This is a genomic window from Variovorax sp. 05L425 (genome assembly GCF_056397705.1).
On the sequence record NZ_JBFTNY010000038.1, the window covers coordinates 1 to 23,979 of the forward strand.

The 23,979-nt window shown below is 65.2% G+C and carries 26 protein-coding genes; 18 read left to right on the forward strand and 8 right to left on the reverse strand.

Annotation, left to right across the window (positions count from 1 at the left end):
• Nucleotides 1–225 precede the first annotated feature (225 nt).
• Complete coding sequence (locus tag AC1DN9_RS27955) at nt 226–1,128, reverse strand: LysR family transcriptional regulator (RefSeq protein ID WP_478105382.1); 903 nt, start codon at nt 1,126–1,128, stop codon at nt 226–228.
• Between the two features lie 110 nt (nt 1,129–1,238).
• On the opposite strand from AC1DN9_RS27955, the gene gcl reads away from it, so the two are divergent.
• The 4 genes from gcl (at nt 1,239) to AC1DN9_RS27975 (ending at nt 7,706) form a co-directional block, all read left to right on the forward strand.
• Complete coding sequence (gene gcl, locus AC1DN9_RS27960; RefSeq protein ID WP_478105384.1) at nt 1,239–3,032, forward strand: glyoxylate carboligase; 1,794 nt, start codon at nt 1,239–1,241, stop codon at nt 3,030–3,032.
• Nucleotides 3,033–3,051: 19 nt separating this feature from the next.
• On the forward strand, nt 3,052–3,831 hold the full coding sequence (gene hyi / locus AC1DN9_RS27965; protein ID WP_478105386.1) for a hydroxypyruvate isomerase: 780 nt from the start codon (nt 3,052–3,054) through the stop codon (nt 3,829–3,831).
• Nucleotides 3,832–3,855: 24 nt separating this feature from the next.
• Nucleotides 3,856–4,752, forward strand: a complete 897-nt coding sequence (locus AC1DN9_RS27970) for a 2-hydroxy-3-oxopropionate reductase (RefSeq protein ID WP_478105388.1) — start codon at nt 3,856–3,858, stop codon at nt 4,750–4,752.
• Nucleotides 4,753–5,405: 653 nt separating this feature from the next.
• Complete coding sequence (locus AC1DN9_RS27975) at nt 5,406–7,706, forward strand: NADP-dependent malic enzyme (RefSeq protein ID WP_478105390.1); 2,301 nt, start codon at nt 5,406–5,408, stop codon at nt 7,704–7,706.
• A gap of 115 nt (nt 7,707–7,821) precedes the next feature.
• Here the strand turns inward: AC1DN9_RS27975 and AC1DN9_RS27980 are convergent, their stop codons facing one another.
• A complete protein-coding gene (locus tag AC1DN9_RS27980) occupies nt 7,822–9,051 on the reverse strand; it encodes a M20 aminoacylase family protein (protein ID WP_478105392.1) in 1,230 nt (409 codons plus the stop codon).
• Nucleotides 9,052–9,071: 20 nt separating this feature from the next.
• Nucleotides 9,072–10,394 carry an MFS transporter gene (locus AC1DN9_RS27985; RefSeq protein ID WP_478105394.1) on the reverse strand — a complete coding sequence of 441 codons (1,323 nt, stop codon included), beginning with the start codon at nt 10,392–10,394 and terminating at the stop codon, nt 9,072–9,074.
• A 206-nt stretch (nt 10,395–10,600) separates the two neighbouring features.
• Here AC1DN9_RS27985 and AC1DN9_RS27990 point away from each other — a divergent pair, with 206 nt between their 5' ends.
• From AC1DN9_RS27990 to AC1DN9_RS28010, 5 genes are all read left to right on the forward strand, one after another.
• Nucleotides 10,601–11,518: a LysR family transcriptional regulator gene (locus AC1DN9_RS27990; protein ID WP_478105396.1), complete on the forward strand. Its 918-nt coding sequence runs from the start codon at nt 10,601–10,603 to the stop codon at nt 11,516–11,518.
• Nucleotides 11,519–11,621: 103 nt separating this feature from the next.
• Nucleotides 11,622–12,650, forward strand: coding sequence for an ABC transporter substrate-binding protein (locus AC1DN9_RS27995; protein WP_478105398.1), 1,029 nt, complete (start codon nt 11,622–11,624; stop codon nt 12,648–12,650).
• Nucleotides 12,650–13,504: an ABC transporter ATP-binding protein gene (locus tag AC1DN9_RS28000; protein WP_478105400.1), complete on the forward strand. Its 855-nt coding sequence runs from the start codon at nt 12,650–12,652 to the stop codon at nt 13,502–13,504. Before AC1DN9_RS27995 ends, AC1DN9_RS28000 begins: the two co-directional genes overlap by 1 nt.
• A 6-nt stretch (nt 13,505–13,510) precedes the next feature.
• Nucleotides 13,511–14,281 (forward strand): ABC transporter permease, encoded by a 771-nt coding sequence (locus AC1DN9_RS28005; RefSeq protein ID WP_478105402.1) that lies wholly within the window; start codon nt 13,511–13,513, stop codon nt 14,279–14,281.
• A 74-nt stretch (nt 14,282–14,355) separates the two neighbouring features.
• Nucleotides 14,356–14,670 carry an EthD family reductase gene (locus tag AC1DN9_RS28010; protein ID WP_478105404.1) on the forward strand — a complete coding sequence of 105 codons (315 nt, stop codon included), beginning with the start codon at nt 14,356–14,358 and terminating at the stop codon, nt 14,668–14,670.
• A gap of 19 nt (nt 14,671–14,689) precedes the next feature.
• Here AC1DN9_RS28010 and AC1DN9_RS28015 read toward each other — a convergent pair whose 3' ends face one another.
• Nucleotides 14,690–15,088 (reverse strand): OsmC family protein, encoded by a 399-nt coding sequence (locus AC1DN9_RS28015; RefSeq protein ID WP_478105406.1) that lies wholly within the window; start codon nt 15,086–15,088, stop codon nt 14,690–14,692.
• 15 nt (nt 15,089–15,103) lie between these two features.
• Complete coding sequence (locus tag AC1DN9_RS28020) at nt 15,104–16,195, reverse strand: aromatic ring-hydroxylating dioxygenase subunit alpha (protein ID WP_478105408.1); 1,092 nt, start codon at nt 16,193–16,195, stop codon at nt 15,104–15,106.
• A gap of 195 nt (nt 16,196–16,390) precedes the next feature.
• On the opposite strand from AC1DN9_RS28020, the gene AC1DN9_RS28025 reads away from it, so the two are divergent.
• Nucleotides 16,391–16,912, forward strand: coding sequence for a nucleoside deaminase (locus tag AC1DN9_RS28025; protein WP_478105410.1), 522 nt, complete (start codon nt 16,391–16,393; stop codon nt 16,910–16,912).
• A 4-nt stretch (nt 16,913–16,916) separates the two neighbouring features.
• Here the strand turns inward: AC1DN9_RS28025 and AC1DN9_RS28030 are convergent, their stop codons facing one another.
• Entirely contained in the window at nt 16,917–17,060 is a 144-nt protein-coding gene (locus AC1DN9_RS28030; protein ID WP_478105412.1) for a hypothetical protein, read from the reverse strand.
• Nucleotides 17,057–17,923, reverse strand: a complete 867-nt coding sequence (locus tag AC1DN9_RS28035; protein ID WP_478105414.1) for an oxidoreductase — start codon at nt 17,921–17,923, stop codon at nt 17,057–17,059. Before AC1DN9_RS28035 ends, AC1DN9_RS28030 begins: the two co-directional genes overlap by 4 nt.
• A gap of 102 nt (nt 17,924–18,025) precedes the next feature.
• Between AC1DN9_RS28035 and AC1DN9_RS28040 the strand changes: the two genes are divergently transcribed.
• The 3 genes from AC1DN9_RS28040 to tsaA are packed head-to-tail and all read left to right on the forward strand — an operon-like array spanning nt 18,026 to nt 19,757.
• Nucleotides 18,026–18,931 (forward strand): LysR family transcriptional regulator, encoded by a 906-nt coding sequence (locus tag AC1DN9_RS28040; RefSeq protein ID WP_478105417.1) that lies wholly within the window; start codon nt 18,026–18,028, stop codon nt 18,929–18,931.
• On the forward strand, nt 18,928–19,275 hold the full coding sequence (locus AC1DN9_RS28045) for a winged helix-turn-helix domain-containing protein (RefSeq protein ID WP_478105419.1): 348 nt from the start codon (nt 18,928–18,930) through the stop codon (nt 19,273–19,275). The genes AC1DN9_RS28040 and AC1DN9_RS28045 overlap by 4 nt, the downstream gene beginning before the upstream one ends.
• Nucleotides 19,272–19,757: a tRNA (N6-threonylcarbamoyladenosine(37)-N6)-methyltransferase TrmO gene (gene tsaA, locus AC1DN9_RS28050; protein WP_478105421.1), complete on the forward strand. Its 486-nt coding sequence runs from the start codon at nt 19,272–19,274 to the stop codon at nt 19,755–19,757. Before AC1DN9_RS28045 ends, tsaA begins: the two co-directional genes overlap by 4 nt.
• A 3-nt stretch (nt 19,758–19,760) precedes the next feature.
• Here tsaA and AC1DN9_RS28055 read toward each other — a convergent pair whose 3' ends face one another.
• Nucleotides 19,761–19,985, reverse strand: a complete 225-nt coding sequence (locus tag AC1DN9_RS28055) for a hypothetical protein (RefSeq protein WP_478105423.1) — start codon at nt 19,983–19,985, stop codon at nt 19,761–19,763.
• A gap of 110 nt (nt 19,986–20,095) precedes the next feature.
• On the opposite strand from AC1DN9_RS28055, the gene modB reads away from it, so the two are divergent.
• The 5 genes from modB (at nt 20,096) to AC1DN9_RS28080 (ending at nt 23,961) form a co-directional block, all read left to right on the forward strand.
• Nucleotides 20,096–20,779, forward strand: a complete 684-nt coding sequence (modB, locus tag AC1DN9_RS28060) for a molybdate ABC transporter permease subunit (protein ID WP_478105425.1) — start codon at nt 20,096–20,098, stop codon at nt 20,777–20,779.
• An 18-nt stretch (nt 20,780–20,797) separates the two neighbouring features.
• Nucleotides 20,798–21,547: a molybdate ABC transporter substrate-binding protein gene (modA, locus tag AC1DN9_RS28065; RefSeq protein ID WP_478105428.1), complete on the forward strand. Its 750-nt coding sequence runs from the start codon at nt 20,798–20,800 to the stop codon at nt 21,545–21,547.
• Complete coding sequence (locus tag AC1DN9_RS28070; RefSeq protein WP_478105430.1) at nt 21,544–22,323, forward strand: ABC transporter ATP-binding protein; 780 nt, start codon at nt 21,544–21,546, stop codon at nt 22,321–22,323. The genes modA and AC1DN9_RS28070 overlap by 4 nt, the downstream gene beginning before the upstream one ends.
• Before the next feature lie 109 nt (nt 22,324–22,432).
• Entirely contained in the window at nt 22,433–23,194 is a 762-nt protein-coding gene (locus AC1DN9_RS28075; protein ID WP_478105433.1) for an SDR family NAD(P)-dependent oxidoreductase, read from the forward strand.
• Nucleotides 23,191–23,961: an SDR family NAD(P)-dependent oxidoreductase gene (locus AC1DN9_RS28080; RefSeq protein ID WP_478105435.1), complete on the forward strand. Its 771-nt coding sequence runs from the start codon at nt 23,191–23,193 to the stop codon at nt 23,959–23,961. The genes AC1DN9_RS28075 and AC1DN9_RS28080 overlap by 4 nt, the downstream gene beginning before the upstream one ends.
• The last annotated feature ends 18 nt before the right edge of the window (nt 23,962–23,979 follow it).

Sequence of the window (23,979 nt, forward strand, 5' to 3'; positions counted from 1 at the left end):
AGCAGAATCAGCCCGATCGCGCCGACGAACTGCGCCATGCTCGTCAGCAGGTTCCACTGGAAGGTATTGATCTCGTCGCGGAGGTAGTCGTTGATCAGCTGGAAGAAGACGAAATTGCTGGCATCTGTGATGGGCATGGGTCAGCGGCCAAGTCCTCGCAAGGCGAGTCAAGGCTTTCTTGGTTGACTTCGGATGTGTGACCCCGAAAGCCTACCACTGCAGATTTCAGCGCGCCCACCACCTCTCACCAAAGCGCCCTTGCAGGAAAGCCACGAAGCTCGACACCTTCCCCGGCACAAGCTTGGGCGATGGAAACACCGCGTGGATTTCCTGCTCGGCCAGCGCGTGGTCTGCCAGCACCTCCACCACCTGCCCCGAGGCCAGCGAGTCGCTCGCCACGTAGCGCGGCATCAGCGCGATGCCCAGGCCCGCGCGCGCGGCGGCCAGCACCGCGGATACGTTGTTGGAGCGCAGCCGGCCCGACACCGGCACCGAAACCGGCTCTCCCTTCGGCGTGTGGATGTGCCAGACATCGTCGCCAACCACGCTGCTGTAGATCAGTGCCACGTGGGCGCTCAGGTCCTGCGCCCTCTTCGGCGTTCCGTGCTCCTTCAGATAGTCCGCAGCGGCGACCATGACCCACGGATTCATGCCCAGGAATCGCGCGCCCAGTGACGAATCGGCGAGCTTGCCCATGCGGATCGCCACGTCGATGCCCTGCGCCACCAAGTCCACGTAGCGATCCTCGAAGCTCAGGTCGACCTGCACTTGCGGATGGCGCGCCATGAATTCGAGCGCGAGCGGCACCACGATGCGGCGGCCAAAGGCTGTGGAAGTGCCGATGCGCAGCAACCCTTGCGCCTGTGATTGCCGCAACTTCACGATGCTCTCGGCCTCCTCCGCGTCGCGCACGATGGCCTTGCACTTCTCGTAGTAGAGCGCGCCCGTTTCCGTCAGGCTGACGCCGCGCGTATTGCGGTTGAGCAACCGCACCTTCAGGCGTGCCTCGGTCGCCGCGACCTGCTTGGTCACGGTGGGCTGGGTGGTGTTGAACTCGCGCGCCGCCTTGGAGAAGCTGCCGGTCTCCACCACGCGCACGAACATCTCCATTGCTTGCAGTCTGTCCATCGCTGGATCGTAGCCAGTTATTCCATCCAGGAATAGGCTTTATGGCCCCGCGCCGTCTTCTGCCGGGTGCCTCGAATTCCTACAGTCGATGCATCCCAAGGAGAACAGACATGGCAAAGATGACCGCGGCCCAGGCCGCCGTGTTGGTGATGGAAAAAGAAGGCGTGACCCAAGCCTTCGGCGTGCCCGGTGCCGCCATCAATCCGCTTTATTCCGCACTTCGCAAGCAGGGCAGCATCGCGCACATCCTCGCGCGCCACGTCGAAGGCGCCTCGCACATGGCCGAGGGTTACACGCGCGCCGTGGCGGGCAACATCGGGGTGTGCATCGGCACCTCCGGCCCCGCCGGCACGGACATGATCACCGGCCTCTACTCGGCCTGGGCGGATTCGATCCCGATCCTTTGCATCACCGGACAGGCACCGCGCGCAAGGCTCTACAAGGAAGACTTCCAGGCGGTGGACATCGAATCGATCTCCAAGCCGGTGACCAAGTGGTCGGTCACGGTGCGCGAGCCGGGCCAGGTGCCGCAGGTCTTCCAGCAGGCCTTTCATTTGATGCGCTCGGGCCGACCGGGCCCGGTGCTCATCGACCTGCCCTTTGATGTGCAGATGGCGCAGATCGAGTTCGACATTGACGCCTACACGCCGTTGCAGCCTTACAAGCCGGCCGCCACGCGCGCCCAAATCGAAAAAGCGATCGCGATGCTCAATGCGGCAGAACGCCCGCTCATCGTGGCCGGCGGCGGCATCATCAATGCCGATGCAAGCGACCTGCTCGTCCGTTTTGCCGAAGCGACGGGCGTTCCGGTGATTCCCACGTTGATGGGCTGGGGCGTGCTTCCCGATGACCATCCGCTGATGGCCGGCATGTGCGGCTTGCAAACCAGCCACCGCTACGGCAATGCGACGATGCTCGCGAGCGACTTCGTGCTCGGCATCGGCAACCGCTGGGCCAACCGGCACACAGGTTCGGTCGACGTCTACACCAAGGGCCGCACCTTCGTGCACGTCGACATCGAGCCCACGCAGATCGGCCGCGTGTTCACGCCCGATTTCGGCATCGTGTCCGACGCGAAGGCCGCATTGGAACTCTTCGTGCAGGTCGCGGAGGAAATGAAGGCGAAGGGCCGGTTGCCCGACCGCAGCAAGTGGGCCGGCGAATGCCGCGACCGCAAGAAGACCATGCTTCGCAAGACCAACTTCGCGGACGTGCCGATGAAGCCGCAGCGCGTGTACCAGTGCATGAACAACAACTTCAGCAACGACACCTGCTACGTGAGCACCATCGGGCTCTCCCAGATTGCCGCAGCGCAGTTCCTGCACGTCTACAACCCGCGCCACTGGATCAACTGCGGGCAAGCCGGCCCGCTGGGTTGGACCATCCCTGCCGCGCTCGGCGTGCGAGCGGCAGACCCCAGCCGCAAGATCGTCGCGCTCTCGGGCGACTACGACTTCCAGTTCATGATCGAAGAGCTCGCGGTGGGCGCGCAGTTCAAGCTGCCGTACATCCACATCGTGGTCAACAACTCCTACCTCGGCCTGATCCGCCAGGCGCAGCGCGGCTTCGAGATGGACTACTGCGTGCAGCTCGGCTTCGACAACATCAACGCCGACGAGGACAGCGGCGTGGAGCGCAGCTACGGCGTCGACCATCTCAAGGTGGTCGAAGGCCTCGGCTGCAAGGCCATCCGTGTCTACAAGCAGGAAGAGATGACGCCGGCGATCATGCAGGCCGAGAAGCTCATGGCCGAGTTCAGCGTGCCAGTGGTGATCGAGGTGATGCTCGAACGCGTGACCAACATCGCGATGGGCACCGAGATCGACGCCATCAACGAGTTCGAGGCGCTCGCCGAAAGCACGGAAGATGCACCGACCGCGATTGCCGCCTCGATGCTGGACTGATTCCCGAGGAGACAAGACCATGCCCAAATTTGCAGCCAATCTGACGATGCTGTTCAACGAGCTGCCGTTCATGCAGCGCTTCGAGGCCGCCGCCAAGGCGGGATTCAAAGCCGTTGAGTACCTGTTCCCGTACGCCTACGACAAGAAGGAGCTGGCCGCTGCGCTGCGTGGCAACGGCCTCGAACAGGTGTTGCACAACTTGCCCGCCGGCAACTGGGACGGCGGCGAGCGCGGCATCGGCTGCCATGCCGATCGCGTCGGCGAGTTTCGCGAAGGCGTGGCGCGCGCGATCGACTATGCGACGGCGCTTGGGTGCCCGCAGGTCAACTGCCTGCTTGGCAAACTGCCCGAAGGCCAGACGGCCGCCGACGCGCGCAAGGTGGTGGTCGACAACCTGCGCTTCGCGGCGAAGGAACTGCAAGGCGCGGGCATCCGCCTGCTGATCGAGCCCATCAACAGCTTCGACATCCCGGGCTTCTACCTGACGCGGACCGACCAGGCGCTGTCGTTGATCGACGAGGTCGGTTCGTCCAACCTGCTGGTGCAGTACGACATCTACCACGCGCAGCGCATGGAAGGCGAACTCGGCAACACGCTGACGAAGAACATCACGCGCATCGGCCACATCCAGTTGGCCGACAACCCTGGGCGTGGCGAGCCGGGCACGGGCGAGATCAACTACCCGTGGCTCTTCAATCACATCGATTCGCTGGGCTATGCCGGCTGGATCGGCTGCGAATACAAGCCGCGCGGCACGACCGTCGACGGCCTCGGATGGCGCACCGCGCTCGTTCACTGAATCAAGACAAGGAAATCTCGCGACATGTCCAACACCAACGCACAGAAGATCGGCTTCATCGGCCTCGGCATCATGGGCGCGCCGATGGCCGGCCACCTGCTCGACGCGGGCCATCAGCTCTATGTGAACACGCGCGGCGGCACGCCGGAGCCCTTTGCCTCGCGGGCCATGGTCTGTGCATCGGCCACCGAAGTCGCCCAGCAGGCGGACATCGTCTTCATCATGGTGCCGGACACGCCGGATGTGGAGAAGGTGCTGTTCGGCGAAGGCGGCGTGGCGGCGGGCTTGTCGAAGGGCAAGATCGTGGTCGACTGCAGTTCGATCGATCCGATCGCAACCAAGGACTTCGCCAAGCGGATCATCGATCTGGGCTGCGGCTATGTCGACGCACCAGTTTCGGGCGGCGAAGTGGGCGCGAAGGCGGCGAGCCTCACGATCATGTGCGGCGGCGACGAGACAACATTCGGCCGCGTGCGTCCCCTGCTCGAGAAGATGGGCAAGAACATCACATTGGTCGGCGGCGTGGGCGATGGGCAGGTGTGCAAGGTCGCCAACCAGATCATCGTGGCGCTCAACATTGCGGCTGTGGGCGAAGCGCTGGTGTTCGCCTCCAAGGCAGGCGCTGATCCCGCAAAGGTGCGGCAGGCGCTGATGGGTGGCTTTGCGGCTTCGCGCATTCTTGAGGTGCACGGCGAACGGATGATCAAGCGCACGTTCGCGCCGGGGTTCCGGATCGCTCTGCATCAGAAGGATCTGAACCTGGCGCTGCAAGGTGCGCGGTCGATTGGCGTGGCGCTTCCTCAGACGGCGAGTGCTGCGCAACTCATGAATGCTTGTGCTGCGTTGGGATACGGGCAGGAAGATCACTCTGCGCTGGTGCGTGCGCTGGAGGCGATGGCGCAGCATCCTGTTGCGTCTTGAGGTGTTGGGGGGGGGGTGGCGGAGGCGGGCGGTGTGCGCTGGGCCGGCCGACGTCACCGGCCCTTCGGGCTGCCCTGCGCTGCTCGCGGTACGCGGGGTCCGCGCGAAACTCGCTTCGCTCAAACACGCGCGGCCCTGATCCGCGTACCGCTGCGCTGCTCGGCGGTGCCTCAACGGCCGGCCCAGCGCACACCGCCCGCCTCCGCAGGTAGGTTGGGGGTGATTTGTCCGCCGCCGTCGCTGTGATGAACGCGCAAGCTGTCGGCGTTCGAGGCGCGCGCATCCCCTCGTCAACCACGGAGCCCGGTATGCGGTGCGCCCTGCGCGACCCTTCTGCGCCGCTGAGGAGCGCAGCTTCAGGCGGATCAGGGCMGCGTGTGTCTGAGCGAAGCGAGTTTCACGCGGACCCCGCCTGAAGCGAGCACCGCAAGGAAGCCCGAAGGGCCGGCGCAGCGGGGTCGCGCAGGGCGCACCGCATACCGGGCGGACCCCCAAAACAAGCACCCCGCTTCCCTAAGAAAACAACCCAAGCATCCCCGTTCCACATATGAATAGTCCAGAAAAAAAGCAGAGCAACTACCAAGCGCATTCCCCCCTGTCACATCGAACTTTGGGTTAGCCTCTCTCCTGAGCCAAGAAGCAAGGAGACCCCGATGGCCAACGCACTTTCCCCCGCCGAACAGGCACTGCGCGACGCAGCGCGCGAATACCACCGTTCGCCTGTCAAAGGCAAGATCTCGATCTCGCCCACCAAGCCCCTTCTGAATCAACGCGACCTGTCGCTCGCCTACTCCCCTGGCGTGGCCTACCCTTGCCTCGACATCGAGGCCGACCCTTCGCTTGCGGCCGAATACACGTCGCGCGGCAACCTCGTCGGCGTTGTCACCAACGGCACCGCCGTGCTCGGCCTGGGCAACATCGGCCCGCTGGCCAGCAAACCGGTCATGGAAGGCAAGGGTTGCCTGTTCAAGAAGTTTGCCGGCATCGACGTCTTCGACATCGAGCTTGCCGAGAACGACCCCGACAAGCTCGTCGAGATCATTGCCGCGCTCGAGCCTACGCTGGGTGGCATCAACCTCGAAGACATCAAGGCGCCCGAGTGCTTCTACATCGAGAAGAAGCTGCGCGAGCGCATGAACATCCCCGTCTTTCACGACGACCAGCACGGCACGGCCATCATCTCGGCTGCCGCGCTCATCAACGGCCTGGAGCTTGTCGGCAAGAGGATCGAGGACGTCAAGATCGCCGTCTCCGGCGCTGGTGCGGCTGCCATTGCCTGCCTCGATGTGATGGTGGGCCTCGGCGCCAAGCCCGCGAACATCTACGCGGTCGACTCGAAAGGCTTGATCTACATCGGCCGCCCCGGCGGCTTCGATGATTCCAAGACCCGCTACGCGCAAAAGGACACCGGCGCCCGTACGCTCGCCGACGTCATGAAGGACGCTGACGTATTCCTCGGCTGCTCGGCGCCCGGCGTCGTCTCGCAGGACATGGTCAAGAGCATGGGCAGCCAGCCCATCATCCTCGCGCTCGCCAATCCCGAGCCCGAGATCCGGCCTGAACTCGCCAAGGAGGTGCGGCCCGACTGCATCGTCGCCACCGGCCGCTCGGACTATCCGAACCAGGTCAACAACGTCCTGTGCTTCCCGTACATCTTCCGTGGCGCGCTCGATTGCGGCGCCACCAAGATCACGGAAGAAATGAAGCTCGCCTGCGTGCGCGAGATCGCCGACCTCACCAAGGCCGACATCAGCGAGGAAGTCGCCACCGCCTACGCCGGCCAGGAGCTCGCCTTCGGCCCCGACTACATCATCCCCAAGCCCTTCGACTCACGCCTGATCCTGCGCATCGCGCCGGCAGTCGCCAAGGCAGCGCAAGCCTCGGGCGTCGCAACCCGCCCCATCGAAGACCTGGAGACCTATCGCCAGCATCTGACGCGCTTCGTCTACCAGACCGGCATGTTCATGCGCCCGGTGTTCACCGCCGCGAAGTGCGCAACCGCCAAGCGCGTCGCCTATGCCGAAGGCGAGGACGATCGCGTGTTGCGCGCGGCCCAACTAGCTGTCGACGAAGGGCTCGCCAAGCCCATCCTCGTGGGCCGCCCGGCGGTCATCGAATCCCGCATCCAGAAGGCCGGCCTGCACATCAAATTGGGCACCGACGTCGACTGCGTCGATCCGGAAGACGATCCGCGCTTCAGAACCTACTGGGAGGCGTATCACAAGATCATGGGCCGCCGCGGCATCACGCCCGAGGCGTCGAAGGCCATGGTGCGCCGCTCCAACACGACCATTGCGTCGCTGATGGTCCATCTGGGCGACGCCGACGCGATGCTGTGCGGACTGGTCGGGCGCTTCGACAGCCACCTGCGGATCCTGAACAACGTGCTCGGACTGAAGCGCGGCGCCCCGGGCTTCGCGACGCTCAATGCGCTCACGCTCGAAAAGTACACGCTGTTCATCGCCGACACCAGCGTGCATGAAGATCCGAGCGCCGAAACGCTCGCGAACATCGCGATGATGGCGGCCGAGGAAGTGCGCCGCTTCGGGTTGCCGCCCAAGGTGGCCTTCCTGTCGCATTCCAACTTCGGTTCGTCCGAGCGTGCATCGGCCCGCAAGATGCGGCTCGCGCGCGACCTGTTCGCCAAGATGGCACCCGACATCGAGTGCGACGGCGAGATGCACGGCGATGCCGCCTTGTCCGAGGATGTGCGGCGCAAGGCGCTGCCCGAAAGCCCGCTGACCGGCGAGGCGAACCTGCTGATCTGCCCCAACCTCGACGCCGCCAACATCCTCTTCAACGTATTGAAGATGACCGGCGGCAACGGCGTGACGGTAGGCCCCATCCTCATGGGCGCTGAAGGGCAGGCGCACATCCTGACCCCGTCGTCCACCGTCCGCCGTGTAGTCAACATGACCGCGCTGGCAGTAGCCAACGCGAACTCAACCCGGTAAAGACTTGCGCCCCCTGGTGTCCGGCAGGGGCCGGCGCAGCCAGGCCTGTTCGTGAGACACCGCGGGACTGGCTCCGCCAGACCGCAGGTGTCGCCCCCGGTGAGGGGGTGGGCGGCTACACGCAGTGAGCCAACCTGGGGGAGAGATAGGCCTCCGCCAAGCGCACCCAGCAGGCTGCGCCCAGTGGCAGCACGCGATCGTTGAAGTCGTAACCGGGGTTGTGCACCATGCAGCCGCCGAACTCTCCTTCACCGTTGCCGAGCAGCACATAGCACCCCGGCATTTCCTTGAGCATCCAGGCGAAGTCCTCGCTCCCCCCCATGCCCTTCGGCGCCTGCGTGAGAACCTTGTCCGCGCCGACGAGGTCGGTGCAGACCTGTTGCATCAGCTGGGTTTCCGCCTCGGTGTTGACCACTGGCGGCGTGAGCTGTCGATAGTCGATCTCCGCGTGCACGCCATGGGCCTGGGCCGTGAGATTCACGACCTCGCGAATGCGCTGCTCCACCATTTCACGCGTCGCGGGCTGCGCCGCGCGCACGTTCAGCCCGAGCGTGACGGATTCGGGAATCACGTTGTGGGTGGCGCCGCCGCGAATGAAGCCGACCGACACGACCGCCACATCGTCCGCCGCCACATTGCGCGCAACGATGGTTTGCAAGGCCGTGACGATGGCGGCGGCGGCCACGATCGGGTCGCGCGAGCGGTGCGGCATCGCGCCGTGGCCGCCCACACCCTTGATGGTGACGTCGGCGACATCCGATGAAAAGGTGACCGGGCCGGACATCACCCGAAAACTGCCCGCAGCCACGCCGGGCATGTTGTGCAGGGCATAGACAGCGTCGCACGGAAAGCGCTCGAACAGCCCGTCCTCGATCATCGCGCGCGCGCCGCAAAGGTTCTCTTCATCGGGCTGGAAGATCAGGTTCAGCGTGCCGTCGAAGTTGCGGGTGTCGGCCAGCGCCTTGGCCGCCGCCAGCAGGATGGCGGTGTGGCCGTCGTGGCCGCAAGCGTGCATGCGGCCGTGCTGGCGGCTCGCGTAGGGCAATCCGGTGGCTTCGACGATGGGCAGCGCATCCATGTCCGCGCGAATGCCGAGGCGGCGCGTGCCGTTGCCGAGCTTGAGTTGCCCGACCACGCCGCTGCGGCCGATGCCGGTATGCACCTCGTAGCCCCAGCTTTCGAGCAGGCTGGCGACCAACCTGCTGGTGGCGCCCACCTCGAAGCCGAGTTCGGGCTCGGCGTGAATCTGGCGACGAATGCCGACGAAGGTTTCGGCGTCGATCTGGATTTTCGGCAACAGGTGCGGCAGCGTCTGAAATGGGGCCAGGGTGGGTTGGCGACTCATGGGGTGTTCCTTTCTCGATCTCAACGTTCTTGATGCCGTGTTTCGCGGATGCTCATGACTGCAATCAGGGTCACGATGCCGCAGGCCATCATGTAGAAGGCCGGCGCCATCGGATTCCCGGTCGTGGCCAGCAGCCAGGTGACGATCAGCTGGCAGGAACCGCCGAACACCGTCACGCCGACCGCGTAGATCACCGACAGGCCGCTGGCCCGCACCTTGGCCGGCAGAAGCTCCATCAGCATCAGCAGCATCGGCGTGGAGCCCAGATAGACGGCGGCGGTCAGCAGCGCCGACAGAATCAGCACCAGCGGCACGCTCGGGTAATGGGTCATCAGCCAGAAGGACGGATACAGCGCGAGCACTGCGAACAGCATCGAGCCGAGCACGAGCGGCTTGCGGCGCTGCAGGCGGTCGGCCATGAATCCGGCAGCCAGTGAAGCCACGAGCCCGACCAGGCCGGTGACAACGCCCGACAGCAGCGACAACGACGGCGGCAGATGGAGCACACGGATCATGTACGTCGGCATGAAGTAGATCACCAGGTACGTGGCGACGGTGCCGCCGATGATCGTCAGGATGCCCTTGATCACCGTACCGCCATGTTCACGGAACAGCGTGCCCAGCGGACTCGGCGCGCTGGCCTCGGCCACGTGGGTTTCATCGAGTTGATTGCGGATGTAAAGACCCACCGGCGCAATCAGCAGGCCCAGCACGAAAGGCACGCGCCAGCCCCAACTCTCCAGCGAAGCCTGCGGCAGCGACGCATACAGCACCGCGCCCGTGAGCGCCCCCAGCACCGCGGCAATGCCTTGGCTGCCAAGCTGCCAGCTGACGCGAAAGCCGCGGCCCTTGATCCCACCGGCTTCCATCAGCATGGCGGTGGAAGCACCGATCTCGCCGCCGAGGGAGAAGCCTTGCAAAAGACGCCCGGCCAGGATCACGAGCGAGCCGAAGACGCCCGCCACTGCATAGGTCGGCGCGAACGCGAGACACAGCGTGCCGGCCACCATCAGCCCGATGGTCAGCGTCATGGCGGCCTTGCGGCCATGACGATCGGCGTAGTTGCCGATCACGAGGCCGCCCAGCGGCCGCATCACGAAGCCGATGCCGAAGGTGGCCACGGCCAGCAGCAACGAACCGTACGGGCTGTCCGACGGAAAGAAGAGCTTGCCGATCAGCAGCGCGAAAAAGCTGTAGACGGTGAAGTCGTACATCTCCAGCGCGTTGCCGATCGAGCAGGCGGCGATCAGGCGCGCCTGGCTCTGGCGGCGCCTGCCGTGCACGACATCGGCGGGCGGGGCGGAGCCCAGGATCGGGCGGGCGGACAAGGTCGATTCGCTCATGGGTGGTCTTGACGATCAGGTTGAGGCGGGGATTCGTGGGCGAGGTGTAGCGGGTGTTGCGGCACACCGCCGGCGAAGTATTCCGGCATTCCGCGAAAGCGCAGAATCACAAAATTTCACGCCGATAACCAAACGACATCCCCGTCATATGCGGGGTCAGATGGCTATTGGGGCAACTACCGAGAACCTCCAGGCATGAAGACACGATGAAACTGCAACAGCTGCGTGTCCTGCTGGCAGTGGCCCAGCACGGCAGCATCCACGAAGCCGCACGCGCCTCGCACACCACGCAGCCGGCGCTGTCGAAGGCGATCTCCGAGCTCGAACGAGAACTCGGCGTGACGCTCATGTCGCGATCGATGCGCGGCGTCAGCCTCACGCCCTACGGCGCGGCGCTGCTCAAGCGGGCCAGCGTTGTCGAACAGGAACTGCGCCACGCACTCGAAGACATCGAGGCGATCCGGGGCCACGCCGAGGGGCAGCTCAACATCGGATTCACCGCGGTGGCGTCGAGCGGCCCGCTGCCCGAAGCCATTGCGGCGTTCCGGCGCCAATTTCCGCATGTGGTGCTGCGCGCCTTCGAGCTGCGCCCGCAGCAGATCCTGGAAGGACTGCGCGAGGGCCGGCTCGACATCGGCTTGATCTCGACCAACAGCGGACCCGGAACCGTCGCCTTTCAGTGGGAACCGCTTTTCTCGGTCGGCATGCATCTGACGGTGCGCGCCGGCCATCCCTTGCGACGCACGACCCGCTTGCAGCCTTTGCTCGACGCCGACTGGCTGGTGCTCGACCCCCTCGACGATCCGGGCAGTCCGCTGGCCAGCCTGATGCGCCTGCATGGCTTGGGCATGCCCAAGCGGATCGTGCAGAGCGCGTCGAACCTGCTGGGTTTGCAGCTCGCCACCAACACGGACCTGATCAGCATGTGGTCCGATTTCGTCCTGAACGGAACCGGCCCTCTCGTTCTGAACAGGAGCGCACTGGACCGCCTGCCGATCAGCGACGAGTTGCCGGACTTCGCCGTCTTCCTGGTCTATCGCTCGGTCGACCTGATGACGCATGTCTGTACGGAATTCACCAAGGAGGTGCGCCACCAGGCGCGCACCCGCCCGCCGCGCCCGTAGCTCGACGCACGCCATGGGTTCGTCGAAAGGGTTCGCACCAAGTGCGTGCCGGCATCGTTTTTGCTTCAATTCCGTGCACTCATCAATCACGGAATCTCTCTGCATGAACAAGCGCCAATTGCTTCAGTCCTTCCTCGCCGCTTCGGCACTCAGCTTCGGCCTGGGCATCGCCCACGCCGAGACGACGCCGATCAAGTTCCAGCTCGACTGGCGCTTCGAGGGACCCGGCGCCTTCTTCACGCATCCTGCCGCCAAGGGTTACTTCAAGGCCAACGGGTTGGACGTCACGGTCGACGCGGGCAATGGTTCCGGCGGCGCCGTCACGCGCGTGGCCTCGGGCGCCTATGACATGGGCTTCGCCGACCTAGCGGCGCTGATGGAGTTCCACGCCAACAACCCCGACAGCCCGAACAAGCCGGTCGCGGTGATGATGGTCTACAACAACACGCCGGCCTCGGTCATGACGCTCAGGAAGAGCGGGATCACCAAGCCCACCGACCTCACCGGCAAGAAGCTCGGCGCACCGGTGTTCGACGCCGGCCGCCGCTCCTTCCCGATCTTCGCCAAGGCCAACAACATCGGCGCGGTGAACTGGACTGCGATGGACCCGACCCTGCGCGAAACCATGCTGATGCGCGGCGACATCGACGCCATCACGGGCTTCACCTTCACGTCGCTGCTCAATCTCGAAGCACGCGGCGCCAAGACGGCCGACGTGGTGATCCTTCCCTACCCCGACTACGGCGTGAAGCTCTACGGCAACGCGATCATCGCGTCGCCGAAGCTGATCAAGGAGAACCCGGCGGCGGTGAAGGCCTTCCTCATGGCCTTCACGAAGGGCGCCAAGGAAGTGATGGCCAATCCGGCCGTCGCCATCGAATCGATCAAGGCGCGCGACGGCATCGTCAACAGCGAACTGGAGACGCGCCGCCTCAAGCTCGCGATCGACACCGTGGTCAACACGCCCGACGCCCGCACCGAAGGCTTCGGCCAGGTCAACGCCGGCCGTCTGGCGCTGATGGCCTCGCAGGTGTCGGATGCCTTCGGCACCAAGACGCGCGTGAATCCTGATGCGGTGTGGAACGGTTCGATGCTGCCTGCGTCCGCCGACCTCAACATCCTGCGCAAGTAATGCAGGGGTCGGACACCACGCCCCTCGTCGCGCCCCTCGTCACGCCCTTCGTCGACTTCCAGGACGTCTGGCTCGCCTACAACGAAGAGCTGCTGCGCGCCAATCACTTCGCGGTCGAGGCCATCGACCTCAAGGTGAAGCGCGGCGAATTCATCGCCATCGTCGGGCCTTCGGGGTGCGGCAAGTCGACGTTCATGAAGCTCGCCACGGGCCTCAGGATGCCGTCGATGGGCAAGATCCGCATCGACGGCGAACCGGTCACCGGGCCGCTGAAGATCTCGGGGATGGCCTTCCAGGCGCCGTCGCTGCTGCCGTGGCGGACCACCGTCGACAACGTGCTGCTGCCGCTCGAGATCGTCGAGCCCTACCGCTCGACCTTCAAGGCGAAGCGCAAGGAATACGTCGAGCGCGCCCGCCGCCTGCTGCAGAAGGTCGGCCTCGGCGGCTATGAGGACAAGTTCCCGTGGCAGCTTTCCGGCGGCATGCAGCAGCGAGCGAGCATCTGCCGCGCGCTGATCCATGAGCCCAAGATGCTGCTGCTCGACGAGCCCTTCGGCGCGCTCGACGCCTTCACGCGCGAGGAGCTGTGGTGCATCCTGCGCGACCTCTGGACCGAGCAGCAGTTCAACGTGATCCTGGTCACGCACGACCTGCGCGAATCGGTGTTCCTCGCCGACACCGTGTACGTGATGAGCAAGAGCCCTGGCCGCTTCGTCGTGAAACGCGACATCGACCTGCCGCGACCGCGCGAGCTCGAACTGACCTACACCAAGGAATTCACCGACATCGTGCTCGAACTGCGCAGCCACATCGGTGCGATTCGAAGCAGCACCACCACAGCCGCGGCGCAATAAGACACGATGAAAAACAAGAAGCAAATCGAACGCTGGTCGCCGTGGCTGCTGCTGGTCGCCGTCCTCGTGCTGTGGCAGGTCATCTGCTCGGGATTCGGCGTGTCGGAGTTCATCTTCCCGAGCCCGTGGCGCATCTGGACGCAGTTCTGGGAATTCAAGGAAATCATCGCCGGCCATGCGTGGCGCACCTTCTGGGTCACGATGGCTGGCTTCGGCATTGCCATCGTCGTCGGGGTGCTGCTGGGCTTCGTGATCGGCAGTTCGCGCATCGCCTATTCGGCCGTGTATCCGCTGATGACGGCCTTCAACGCGCTGCCCAAGGCGGCGTTTGTGCCGATCCTGGTCGTGTGGTTCGGCATCGGCATCGGGCCGGCGATCCTGACGGCCTTTCTCATCAGCTTCTTCCCGATCATGGTCAATATCGCGACCGGCCTCGCGACGCTCGAACCCGAGCTGGAAGACGTGCTGCGCGTGCTGGGCGCCAAGCGCTGGGACGTGCTGATCAAGATCGGCCTGCCGCGCTCGCTGCCGTATTTCTACGGCTCGCTCAAGGTCGCGATCACGCTGGCCTTCGTCGGCACCACGGTGTCGGAGATGACGGCCTCCAACGAGGGCATCGGCTATCTGCTGATCTCCGCCGGTTCGTCCATGCAGATGGGCCTGGCCTTCGCGGGCTTGATGGTGGTGGGCGCGATGGCAATGGGGATGTACGAGGTCTTCAGTGTGATCGAGAAGCACACCACCGCCTGGGCGCATCGCGGTTCGCAGAACGAGTGACCGAGTGACCGAAAGCCGCTCGACGGCGCACGCGGCATCTCCTATGCTCGCCTCCTTGCACAAAGGAGACGAGCATGATCAAAGTCAGCGTGATGTATCCGCACACCCCGGGCGCCCGATTCGACCACGACTACTACCGCGACACGCACATGCCGTTGCTCAAGCGGCTGATGGGCGAGGCCTGCAAGTCCTACACCATCGACAAGGGCATCGCCGGCGGCGCACCCGGCACGCCGCCGGTGTACGTCGGCATGTGCCACATCTTCTGCGACTCGGTCGAAACCTTCCAGGCGGCCTTCGGTCCGCACGCGAAGGAGATCCTGGGCGATATCGCGAACTACACCGACCTGAAGCCGGAGATGCAGATCAGCGAAGTGGTGGTCGGCTGAGCGCCGCGGCCCCGCCCTATCAGACCAGGCGGGTCTCGATTTCCGTCTTGACCTCGGTCATCAGGCGGTGCACCGGGCACTTGCCCGCCACGCGCAGCAGGTCGGCGCGCTGCGCCTCGCTCAGGTCGCCCGTGACGCGCAACGAAGTCCCGAGCCGATAGGTGCCCTTGCGCTCCTCGCTGTCGTCGCGGTCGACGATCACTTCGATTTCTTCCACTGGAATGCCCTTGCGCTGCGCGTAGACGAGCACCGTGAGCGCCTTGCAGGCACCGAGCGATGCGTCGTAGAGATCATGCGGCAAAGGACCTTCATCCTTGCCGCCGAGATCCGGCGATGGGTCGACCGCAAACTCGTGCGCGCGAATCTTGACGATGTGCCGTGTGCCGGTGATGCCGTCGCGGCGGACTGTGATGCTCATGAAGGTCTCCTGAGGTCAGGCCGCGATGGTAGCCTCCGCCCGAGCGAGCGGCACCACGCGCATCCCGCGATGGATCTCGACCTCACCATGCTTTGCCAGCAGTTGCATCAGATGCTTGCGGATCAACATGCCGGGCCGATCGGACTCCATCGAATATTCGACGCCACGCCGCCGTGTGTCGACCAGCGCATCGGGGTCGGTGGATTCGAGGATGTCCTTGTCCTCCCGCGTGATCTCCTCGTCGAAGTCGATCAGCATCTGCGCCGGACAATCGGCTTCGCTGTCGTTGCGAAACAGCCATTGGCACAACTGCATGCGGCCGTCGTCGATCGGCGTGAAGCAGTTGATGATGATGTGGCGGATGCCTGACGGGTATTCGATATCGAGCCGGCGCGAGAACGGCAGGAAATAGGCGTTGCGCATGTGGCGCGTGGTGATCGGATCGGTCACGCCGCTGATGGCATGGAACTTCGCCGGGTTGACCGCCTGGATGATCGTCTCGGCATGGAAGCCGCTGTCGTTCTCGATCAGTTCGTACTTGCTCGGCTTGGGGCTGGCGGCCACGCCGAAGGTTGCGCGATGCACGAAGCTGAAGTGCGAGTTGTCGAAGGAGTTCTCCAGCGCACGCATTGGGCTGGTCTGCCACTCTTCATAGAACTGGTGGATCGTGCGAAAGCCCGGATCGTCGAACTCGGGGATCTCCGGAATGCCCGCGATCGGCTCCTCCAGCGCTACCCACGCGTAGCCGTAACGCGCCGTGCAGTGGTAGGCGGTGGTCTTGTATTCAGGCGAGATCTTGCGGTCGGCTTCGTACTGCGGGATGCGGATCACCTGCCCGCCGCGGTCATACGTCCAGCCGTGATAGCCGCACTGGATGGCGCCCTGACCGCAGGCCTTGCCTTCGCGGTCGACGCACCAGCCCTTCGACAGCTTCGCCGTGCGATGGCAGCAGCGATCGCGCAATGCTGCGGGCTGGCCGTCAGCGTCGAGGAAGAGGACGATGCTCTCGCCGAGCAGCGTGAAGGGCTTCGGCCCCTGCTGCAGGTCGGCCAGCGGCATGACGGCATGCCAGAACTTGCGGAAGACGGGTTGTTGCGTGACGAGCATGAAGAGACTCCTTCGGTTGTGCGTGGGGACGACCATGAAAGAGCAATTTCCCGCCACGGGCCGCCTGTGAATCCAGGCGCACCGGGCTGAACGCTTCTACTCTGCGCGGGTTCTGATGCAAGTTGCGGGCCCGATTGGGCGCGCGATTTTCAACAGCGCGATGCTGCCCGCGCGCGGTGAACGTAACATTCAGGCATGCGCGCACTTCCTGCCGACCTCCTTCCTCCCGAGACTCAGTTGGACGAACGCGATGGCCGCTACCTCCGAAAGGCCATCGTCTGGTCGCATGCGGCGCGACGCCGCGGCAACCGCCCGTTCGGCGCCGTGGTGGTTTCCGCCGCGGGCGAGGTCCTGGCCGAGGCCTACTGCAACACGGCCGAAACCGGCGATGTGACAGGCCACGCCGAGACCAACGCAGTGAGCATGCTCGGCGAACGCAAGCTGTCACGGGAAGAACTGGCCGGCGCGACCATTTATTCGTCAGGCGAGCCCTGCGTCATGTGTGCCGGCGCCATCTTCTGGTCCAACATCGGCCGCGTGGTGTTCGGCATCGACGCGGAGCGACTGCGCATCTTTCGCGGGGAACACGGCGATCAACGCGATGCCGAGTTGTCGTGCCGCGACGTGTTCCGCGCGTCGCCGCATCCGATCGAGTGCATCGGCCCTGCGCTGATCGACGAGGCCAGCGCGGCGCACGCCGGGGCGTGGAAAACCTGAAAGCTCAACGCGCAGCCGGCAGCGCGACGACTTCGATCGCAGCCAGGTTCGAGACCGAGCGGGCCGCCTTGACGTCGCCGGGCACGACAAGGCGCGCCATACCGCTGCGGTCCAGCGGCTTCCCGTCGATGCTGTAGGCGACGATCACGGGCTTGTTACGAAATCCGTGCCGCGGCTCACGGCCTCCCAGGCTTGCATGTCCTTGAGAAGCGCTTCCGAGTGGGCACGGATCGCATCGATGGAATCCCCGCCCAGTTGCAGGCGCAAGGGCGTGTGCGCATCGTTCAAGGCCCGCTCGATCGCGGCGGCAGCCTTGCGCGGATCGCCGGGCTGGGTGTTGTGCATGGTGCGCGCGAACTCACGCGTGCCGCCGACCACCGGCTGGTAGTCCTCGATCAACGGCATGTGCCGCATGCCGCTCCCGGCGAGCTGCGTGCGGAACTGGCCCGGCTCGACGATCAGCACCTTGATGCCGAAGGGAGCGACTTCCTGCGCCAGGGCTTCGGACGCGCCTTCGAGCGCGAACTTCGATGCGGAGTACGCGCTGAAGCCCGCAAAGGAAAGCTGGCCACCCAGGCTGGACATGTTGACGATCGCTCCCGAACGTTGAGCGCGCAGCACCGGTAGAGCGGCGCGAGTCGCCGCCATCGCGCCGAAGAAGTTGGTGTTCATCAGCGCGCGCAGTTCGGCGTCTGAGGTCTCCTCCAGCGCGCCGACCACTCCGTAGCCCGCGTTGTTGATGAGCACGTCGATGCGACCGAAACGCGCGACGGCTGCTTGGATGGCGACCTCCGCGGCGCCGGCTGCGTCGACGTCGAGCGGCACGGCCAGGGTCCGTTCGGGCGCCAGCGCGACCAGATCGGCGAGGCGATCGATCTCGCGCGCAGTAGCGACCACGTTGTGGCCTTGCGCCTGCGCGTGCTCGGCGAACGCGCGGCCAAAGCCGGAGGCGGCGCCGGTGATGAACCAGGTCTTGGGCGTGAGGGCGGAAGCGGGGGCAAGGGTCGACATATCGGTTCCTCTGGCGTTTGGTACGTGAGTGCAACTATTCCCGGAACTTCATTCGTCGACTAGACAGAATAAATCGAATGTACCTTGCGATACGATGCATGAATGGACCGCGCCCTCCTCCCTCATCTCGCGATCGTGCTTGCGGTGCACCGGCGCGGCGGCTTCGCTGCGGCAGCGGCCGAACTCGGCATGAGCGCATCGGCCGTGAGCCACGCCGTGCGCGCGGTCGAGGACCAACTCGGCCAGCCGCTCTTCGCCCGCACCACGCGCAGCGTGCGGTTGACCGAGGCCGGCGAGAACTTCATCGGCCTGCTCGGCCCCGCCATGGGCGAGATCGCCGATGCTGTGGACCGGTTCGGCGAATCCCTGGGACATGTCGGCGGCGTGTTGCGCATCAATGCGCCGCATGTGGCGCTGCCGATGGCCATCACCCCGCTCATCGCCGAGATGGCGCGCCGCCACCCGAACCTCATGGTCGAAGTCACGAGCGACGACGGACTGACCGACATCGTGGCCGCCGGCTATGACGCCGGCGTGCGGCTCGGACACACGGTCGCGCAGGACATGGTGGCGGTGCGTCTCACGCCGCCGTTCCAGGCCATCCTGGTGGCGACGCCGTGCTACCTGTCGGAAGCTGGTGTGCCACGCAACATTGCCGCGCTCGCCCAGCACAACTGCATCGGCTTTCGGTTCGTGACTTCGGGGGGCGTGTACGCCTGGGACCTGCGTGACAAGGGCGCGCACGTGGCCGTCGAAGTCACGGGCACGGTCCGCGTGACCGACGCGCTGTACGCCAAGGAACTGGCACTCGCTGACGTCGGCATTGCCTACATCTTCGAGCCGCTGGTCCGCGCCGAACTGCGCGACGGCCGCCTGCGCCAACTGCTGCCCAAATCGGCCTTCGAGGAGCCGGGCCTGTTCCTCTATTTCCCTCGGCGCGCGGCGCAGGCGCCGAAGCTGCGTGCCTTCGTGGATCTGGCGCGGGATCGATTAACCTCCGCTGCATGAAATCCAAAGTGCAGTTCCGCCTGCGCATCTACCGGGACGACAGCATCGCCATCGGCCCGGGAAAGATCGCGTTGCTCGAAGCCATCGCGGAGACCGGCTCCATTTCCGCCGCGGGGCGCCAGCTCGGCATGTCCTACCGGCGTGCCTGGATGCTCATCGACGAAATGAACCGCGCCTTGAGTTCACCCGCCGTGACCACAGCCGCCGGCGGCGCGCATGGCGGTGGAACGGCCCTCACGCCGATCGGCGAGCAGATCGTGCAGCACTACCGCGCCATCGAGAGCACCGCGCGCGTCGCCGCCGCGGCGGACATCACCGCACTGACCCGCCTGCTGGCGCAATGACCATGACGATCGCTTGCCGCCCCATCGGCGTAGTGCACAGCCGCTTCACCGACGTCGCCGGCATGCCGATCCAGACGGCCGGCGCGCCCGACGAACCCGGCCGCGTCGAGGTCTTCCCCGAATTCGCGGCGGGACTCCGGGACATCGAGGGCTTCGAGTTCCTGATCCTTCTGACCCACATGGACCGCTGCGCCAGGGAACTGCTCGAGGTGGTGCCCTTCCTCGACACCGAATCCCACGGTGTTTTCGCGACTCGGGCGCCGGCGCGGCCCAATCGGATCGGCCTTTCCATCGTGCGGCTGGAGTTGGTCGAAGGGTGCACGCTTCATTTCAGCGGCAACGACATGCTTGACCAGACACCGGTGCTGGACATCAAGCCCTACGTGCCGCGTTTCGATGTGCGCAGCACGGAGCGCGTGGGTTGGTTCGGCGCCAGGCTGGATCAGTTGCTGGAGACCCGGTCGGACGACCGGATGGCGTAAGCCTCAGCCCGGACCGGCCTTCCGGCGCAGCACGTCGCCCATGTCCTGCGCGTCCGTGCGCGCCACCAGAAAAGATTGCGCCTCTCCGTTGGCCGACACCACCGAGATGACGAAGCCGTCGGCGTCCAGCGCCTTCTCGACGCGCCATTCGTGAACCTCCGTGACGCGGCGGAACTCCGGTTTACCGGCGACGGAATGGACTACGGTGTCGTATTCGGGGTGTCGCATGATGTTGGCGCCGCTGTATCTTTCAGTATATGGAGATTGTCATCTTTCCAGATCCGAACCTCGCTGAGCGCATCAAACTTGTCTGTGTGTAACAATCTCGTGATTCCCTCATGAACACGACGACCTCGCTGCTTGCCTCGATGGACTGGTCACCGCTGGTGCTGTCGGTCAAGGTCGCCGCTTTTGCCACGCTGCTGGCACTGCTGGCCGGCGTGGCGCTCGGATGGGTCTTCGCACGCAAGCAGTTCCCGGGTTCCACGGTGCTCGAATCGCTGTTCATGCTGCCGCTCGTGCTGCCGCCGACGGTGATCGGCTACGGCATCCTCGTCGCTGCGGGCCGGCGCAGTCCGCTCGGCGGCTGGCTGCGCGACCACTTCGACTACACCATCATCTTCAGCTGGCATGGCGCCGTCGTGGCATCGGCCGTGGTGGCACTGCCGCTGGTGCTCAAGTCGGCGAGTGCCGCCTTCGAAGGCGTCGACCGCTCGCTCGAAGCGGCGGCCAGCACCCTGCGCCAGTCGCCCTTCTCCGTCTTCCTGCGCGTGACGCTGCCGCTTGCATGGCCGGGCATCCTGGCGGGCACGCTGCTGGCCTTCGCACGGGCCATGGGGGAGTTCGGCGCCTCATTGATGGTGGCGGGGTCCATCCCGAAACAGACCCAGACCCTGTCGATGGCGATTTATGACGCAGCCCAGGCCGGCAACGACGATCTCGCGCTGGTGCTTGTGATCGTCACATCGCTGCTATCGATCACCGTGCTGGTTCTGTCGAACCGCTTCTTCTCCCTCCGTTGAAATCCAAGGAGCCGCATCATGCGCACGTCACGTCTCGCCGCCCTCGTCCTCGCACTGGCCCTGCCCTTGGGCGCTGCCGCCCAGCAGATCACCGTGTCGGCGGCCGCGAGCCTGACGGATGCGTTCAAGGAACTCGGGCCGAAGTTCGAGGCCACCAAGCCCGGCGCGACGGTCCGGTTCAATTTCGCCGCTTCGGGCGTGCTGCTGCAACAGATCAGCCAGGGCGCGCCTGTGGATGTCTTCGCCAGCGCCGACCAGGAAACCATGAACCGGGCCGCGGACCAAAAGCTGATCGACACCGCCACGCGCAAGAACTTCGCAAGCAACAGCCTGGTGCTGATCGAACCCGCCAAGGAAGGCGCGGGCGTCAAGTCGCTGCAAGACCTGACGGGGTCTGCCGTCAAGAAGATTGCCGTCGGCAAGACTGCAACGGTGCCGGTGGGCCGCTACACCAAGGAAGTGCTCGACAGCGCCAAGCTCTGGACCACGCTCGAACCCAAGTTCGTGCAGGCCGACAGCGTGCGGCAGGTGCTCGACTACGTGAGCCGCGGCGAGGTCGAAGCAGGATTCGTCTACCGCACCGACGCGGCGATCATGGGCGACAAGGTCAAGGTCGTGCTCACGACGTCGGGTCACACGCCGGTGACCTACCCGGTCGCGGTCGTCGCCGAGAGCAAGGAAAAGGGCCTCGCGCAGGACTTCATTGCCTTCCTTTCGACCGACGTGGCACAGCAGACCCTGGCGCGTTTCGGCTTCGGCAAACCGTGATCGATGTCGATCTTCAGCTGACAGTCACGGACCACGCCCGGCGATTCGACCTTGCCGCGCGCTTCGCGACGGACGTTCCCTTCGCGGCGCTCTACGGCCCTTCCGGCGCAGGCAAGTCGCTGACCTTCCAGGCGATCGCAGGGCTTTTGCACCCGGCGCGAGGCCACGTGCGGCTCGACGGACGCACCCTCTTCGATTCCACGCGGCACATCGACATTCCGACACCCGAGCGCCGCATCGGCTACCTGTTCCAGAACTACGCACTCTTTCCGCATCTGTCGGTCCGCGACAACGTCGCATTCGGACTCACGTCGTGGCGTCACCCCCGGATGTCGCGAGAGGACAGCGACCGTGTCGATGCCTTGCTGGAGAGCTTCGACCTGACCGCCATGGCCGGCAGCAGGCCGCGGACGCTCTCCGGTGGTCAGCAGCAGCGGGTGGCGCTTGCTCGCGCGCTGGCCTGCCGACCGCAGGTGCTGCTGCTGGACGAGCCCTTCGCAGCGCTCAATCCGATGCTGCGCAGCAGTGTTCGGCAAGACCTCGCGACCATGCGCCGCGAATGGGGAATTCCGGTGTTGATGATCACGCACGACATCGACGACGTGCTCGAACTCGCCGACGTCGCCTTCGTCTACCAGGCTGGCCAGGTGGTGCGCGAGATCGACCTGCGCGACGGCAGCAGCCGCGAACTCATGGCACAGAAGCTCGGCGGTGCATCACTGCGGGAAGAAACGCCGCTGCGCGGCAAGTTGCGCCGCTTGCTGAAGGGCGAGTAACAACATTCGCTGCTGCGCCGCAGCAGAAAAAACCAACCTTTAGGTGGGCGGCATCCTGGTCTCCCGGGCGTCGAATAGCGCTCCTGATTTCGAATCCAGGAGACAACACATGATCGAACTGCAGGGCCGAAAGGCCCTCATCACGGGCGCTGCGCAGGGCCTCGGGCGAGCGATCGCCGAGCTCTTCGTCGAGCGCGGCGCGCAGGTGATGCTCGCCGACATCGACGAGGCTGGCGCCGCGAAAACGGCCGACGCCCTCGGCCCGATGGCGCGCTCGGTGCGCTGCGACGTCACTTCGGCGGCCGACTTCGCGCGCGCCGTCGAAGCCACCACAAGCGCCTTTGGCGGCATGGACACGCTGGTCAACAACGCGGGCATCGAAATCGTGAAGCCCTTGTTCGACCAGACCGAGGAAGAGTTCAACCGACTCATGAACATCAACGTGATGGGCGTCTTCCTCGGCATGAAGCATTCGCTTGCGGCGCTGGCCGCATCGGGGCGCGGGTCGATCGTCAACATCTCTTCGCTCGCCGGCACCAACGGCGTGCCGCTGTTCGGTTCGTACTGCGCGTCGAAGGCGGCGGTGATCCAGCTCAGCCGCGTCGCGGCTGCGGAGCTTCGACCCACCGGCATCCGCGTCAATGCGGTGTGCCCAGGCTTCGTCGGCACGGCGATGGTCGAACGGCTGATCCCGACGGTCGAGGCGGTCGTCGGCGTTCCCTTCGATGCGCTCGTCGCGGCCAAGCAGCTACGGCTCGGCACGCCGCTGGAGGTGGCTGAAATGACCGCCTTCCTCGCGTCCGACGCCTCCAGCTGGACCACCGGCTCCCACTACATCCTGGACGGCGGCCTGTCTGCCGGATTGCTATGAACGGTGCACAACTTCTCAAGGACAAGGTCGCGATCGTCACCGGCGCGGGAAGAGGCCTGGGCGAAGCCATTGCACGCGCCTACGCCGCCGAGGGCGCCAAGGTGATCGTCTCGGACATCGACGCAAACGCGGCGCAGCGTGTGGCGAGCTCGCTGCTTGGCGCCAGCGCCTTCACCTGCGACGTACGCGTTCCGGCGCAGGTCGAGGCGCTCGTGGCCGAAGCAACGAAGCGGCACGGCCGCCTCGACATCATGGTGCCGAACGCCGGCATCGCGACGGTCACGCCACTTGCGCAGACGAGCTACGAGCAATGGCGCGAGGTCACCTCGGTCAACCTCGACGGCGTGTTCCTGTGCATCCGCTACGCCGCGCCGGTAATGGTCGCCGCGGGCGGCGGTTGCATCATCAACATGGCCTCGATCACTGCCAAGGGCGCATGCCCGCTGATCGGCAGCTACGCGGCGGCCAAGGCCGGCGTGATGTCGCTCACGCAGACCGCGGCGGTCGAACTGCGTTCGCACAACGTGCGCGTGAACGCGATCCTGCCGGGCTTCGTCGAGACCGATCTGGTCAAGTCCCACAAACAGGAATTCGAGAAGCAACTCAACCTGCCGGATTTCGCTGCGTTGATCACGCAGCGCCAGGGTCGCTACGGAACGCCGGAGGAAGTGGCAAACCTCGCGGTCTTCCTCGCATCGAGCCGCTCCAGCTTCTCGAACGGCAGCGCCTTCGTGCTCGACGGCGGCGCGAGTTCGTCCCTTCTTTGAACGCCCCACACAGCAGAG

What these genes read in the sequence shown, in the direction of transcription:
- AC1DN9_RS28035 (WP_478105414.1), bottom strand. Translation starts at nt 17,923, where the DNA reads ATGTCGACCCTTGCCCCCGCTTCCGCCCTCACGCCCAAGACCTGGTTC.
- gcl (WP_478105384.1), top strand. Translation starts at nt 1,239, where the DNA reads ATGGCAAAGATGACCGCGGCCCAGGCCGCCGTGTTGGTGATGGAAAAA.
- hyi (WP_478105386.1), top strand. Translation starts at nt 3,052, where the DNA reads ATGCCCAAATTTGCAGCCAATCTGACGATGCTGTTCAACGAGCTGCCG.
- AC1DN9_RS27975 (WP_478105390.1), top strand. Translation starts at nt 5,406, where the DNA reads ATGGCCAACGCACTTTCCCCCGCCGAACAGGCACTGCGCGACGCAGCG.
- AC1DN9_RS27990 (WP_478105396.1), top strand. Translation starts at nt 10,601, where the DNA reads ATGAAACTGCAACAGCTGCGTGTCCTGCTGGCAGTGGCCCAGCACGGC.
- AC1DN9_RS28055 (WP_478105423.1), bottom strand. Translation starts at nt 19,985, where the DNA reads ATGCGACACCCCGAATACGACACCGTAGTCCATTCCGTCGCCGGTAAA.
- AC1DN9_RS27995 (WP_478105398.1), top strand. Translation starts at nt 11,622, where the DNA reads ATGAACAAGCGCCAATTGCTTCAGTCCTTCCTCGCCGCTTCGGCACTC.
- AC1DN9_RS27955 (WP_478105382.1), bottom strand. Translation starts at nt 1,128, where the DNA reads ATGGACAGACTGCAAGCAATGGAGATGTTCGTGCGCGTGGTGGAGACC.
- AC1DN9_RS27985 (WP_478105394.1), bottom strand. Translation starts at nt 10,394, where the DNA reads ATGAGCGAATCGACCTTGTCCGCCCGCCCGATCCTGGGCTCCGCCCCG.
- AC1DN9_RS28020 (WP_478105408.1), bottom strand. Translation starts at nt 16,195, where the DNA reads ATGCTCGTCACGCAACAACCCGTCTTCCGCAAGTTCTGGCATGCCGTC.
- modB (WP_478105425.1), top strand. Translation starts at nt 20,096, where the DNA reads ATGAACACGACGACCTCGCTGCTTGCCTCGATGGACTGGTCACCGCTG.
- AC1DN9_RS28005 (WP_478105402.1), top strand. Translation starts at nt 13,511, where the DNA reads ATGAAAAACAAGAAGCAAATCGAACGCTGGTCGCCGTGGCTGCTGCTG.
- AC1DN9_RS28025 (WP_478105410.1), top strand. Translation starts at nt 16,391, where the DNA reads ATGCGCGCACTTCCTGCCGACCTCCTTCCTCCCGAGACTCAGTTGGAC.
- AC1DN9_RS28080 (WP_478105435.1), top strand. Translation starts at nt 23,191, where the DNA reads ATGAACGGTGCACAACTTCTCAAGGACAAGGTCGCGATCGTCACCGGC.
- AC1DN9_RS28010 (WP_478105404.1), top strand. Translation starts at nt 14,356, where the DNA reads ATGATCAAAGTCAGCGTGATGTATCCGCACACCCCGGGCGCCCGATTC.
- AC1DN9_RS28075 (WP_478105433.1), top strand. Translation starts at nt 22,433, where the DNA reads ATGATCGAACTGCAGGGCCGAAAGGCCCTCATCACGGGCGCTGCGCAG.
- AC1DN9_RS28040 (WP_478105417.1), top strand. Translation starts at nt 18,026, where the DNA reads ATGGACCGCGCCCTCCTCCCTCATCTCGCGATCGTGCTTGCGGTGCAC.
- AC1DN9_RS28015 (WP_478105406.1), bottom strand. Translation starts at nt 15,088, where the DNA reads ATGAGCATCACAGTCCGCCGCGACGGCATCACCGGCACACGGCACATC.
- modA (WP_478105428.1), top strand. Translation starts at nt 20,798, where the DNA reads ATGCGCACGTCACGTCTCGCCGCCCTCGTCCTCGCACTGGCCCTGCCC.
- AC1DN9_RS28045 (WP_478105419.1), top strand. Translation starts at nt 18,928, where the DNA reads ATGAAATCCAAAGTGCAGTTCCGCCTGCGCATCTACCGGGACGACAGC.
- AC1DN9_RS27970 (WP_478105388.1), top strand. Translation starts at nt 3,856, where the DNA reads ATGTCCAACACCAACGCACAGAAGATCGGCTTCATCGGCCTCGGCATC.
- AC1DN9_RS28000 (WP_478105400.1), top strand. Translation starts at nt 12,650, where the DNA reads ATGCAGGGGTCGGACACCACGCCCCTCGTCGCGCCCCTCGTCACGCCC.
- tsaA (WP_478105421.1), top strand. Translation starts at nt 19,272, where the DNA reads ATGACCATGACGATCGCTTGCCGCCCCATCGGCGTAGTGCACAGCCGC.
- AC1DN9_RS27980 (WP_478105392.1), bottom strand. Translation starts at nt 9,051, where the DNA reads ATGAGTCGCCAACCCACCCTGGCCCCATTTCAGACGCTGCCGCACCTG.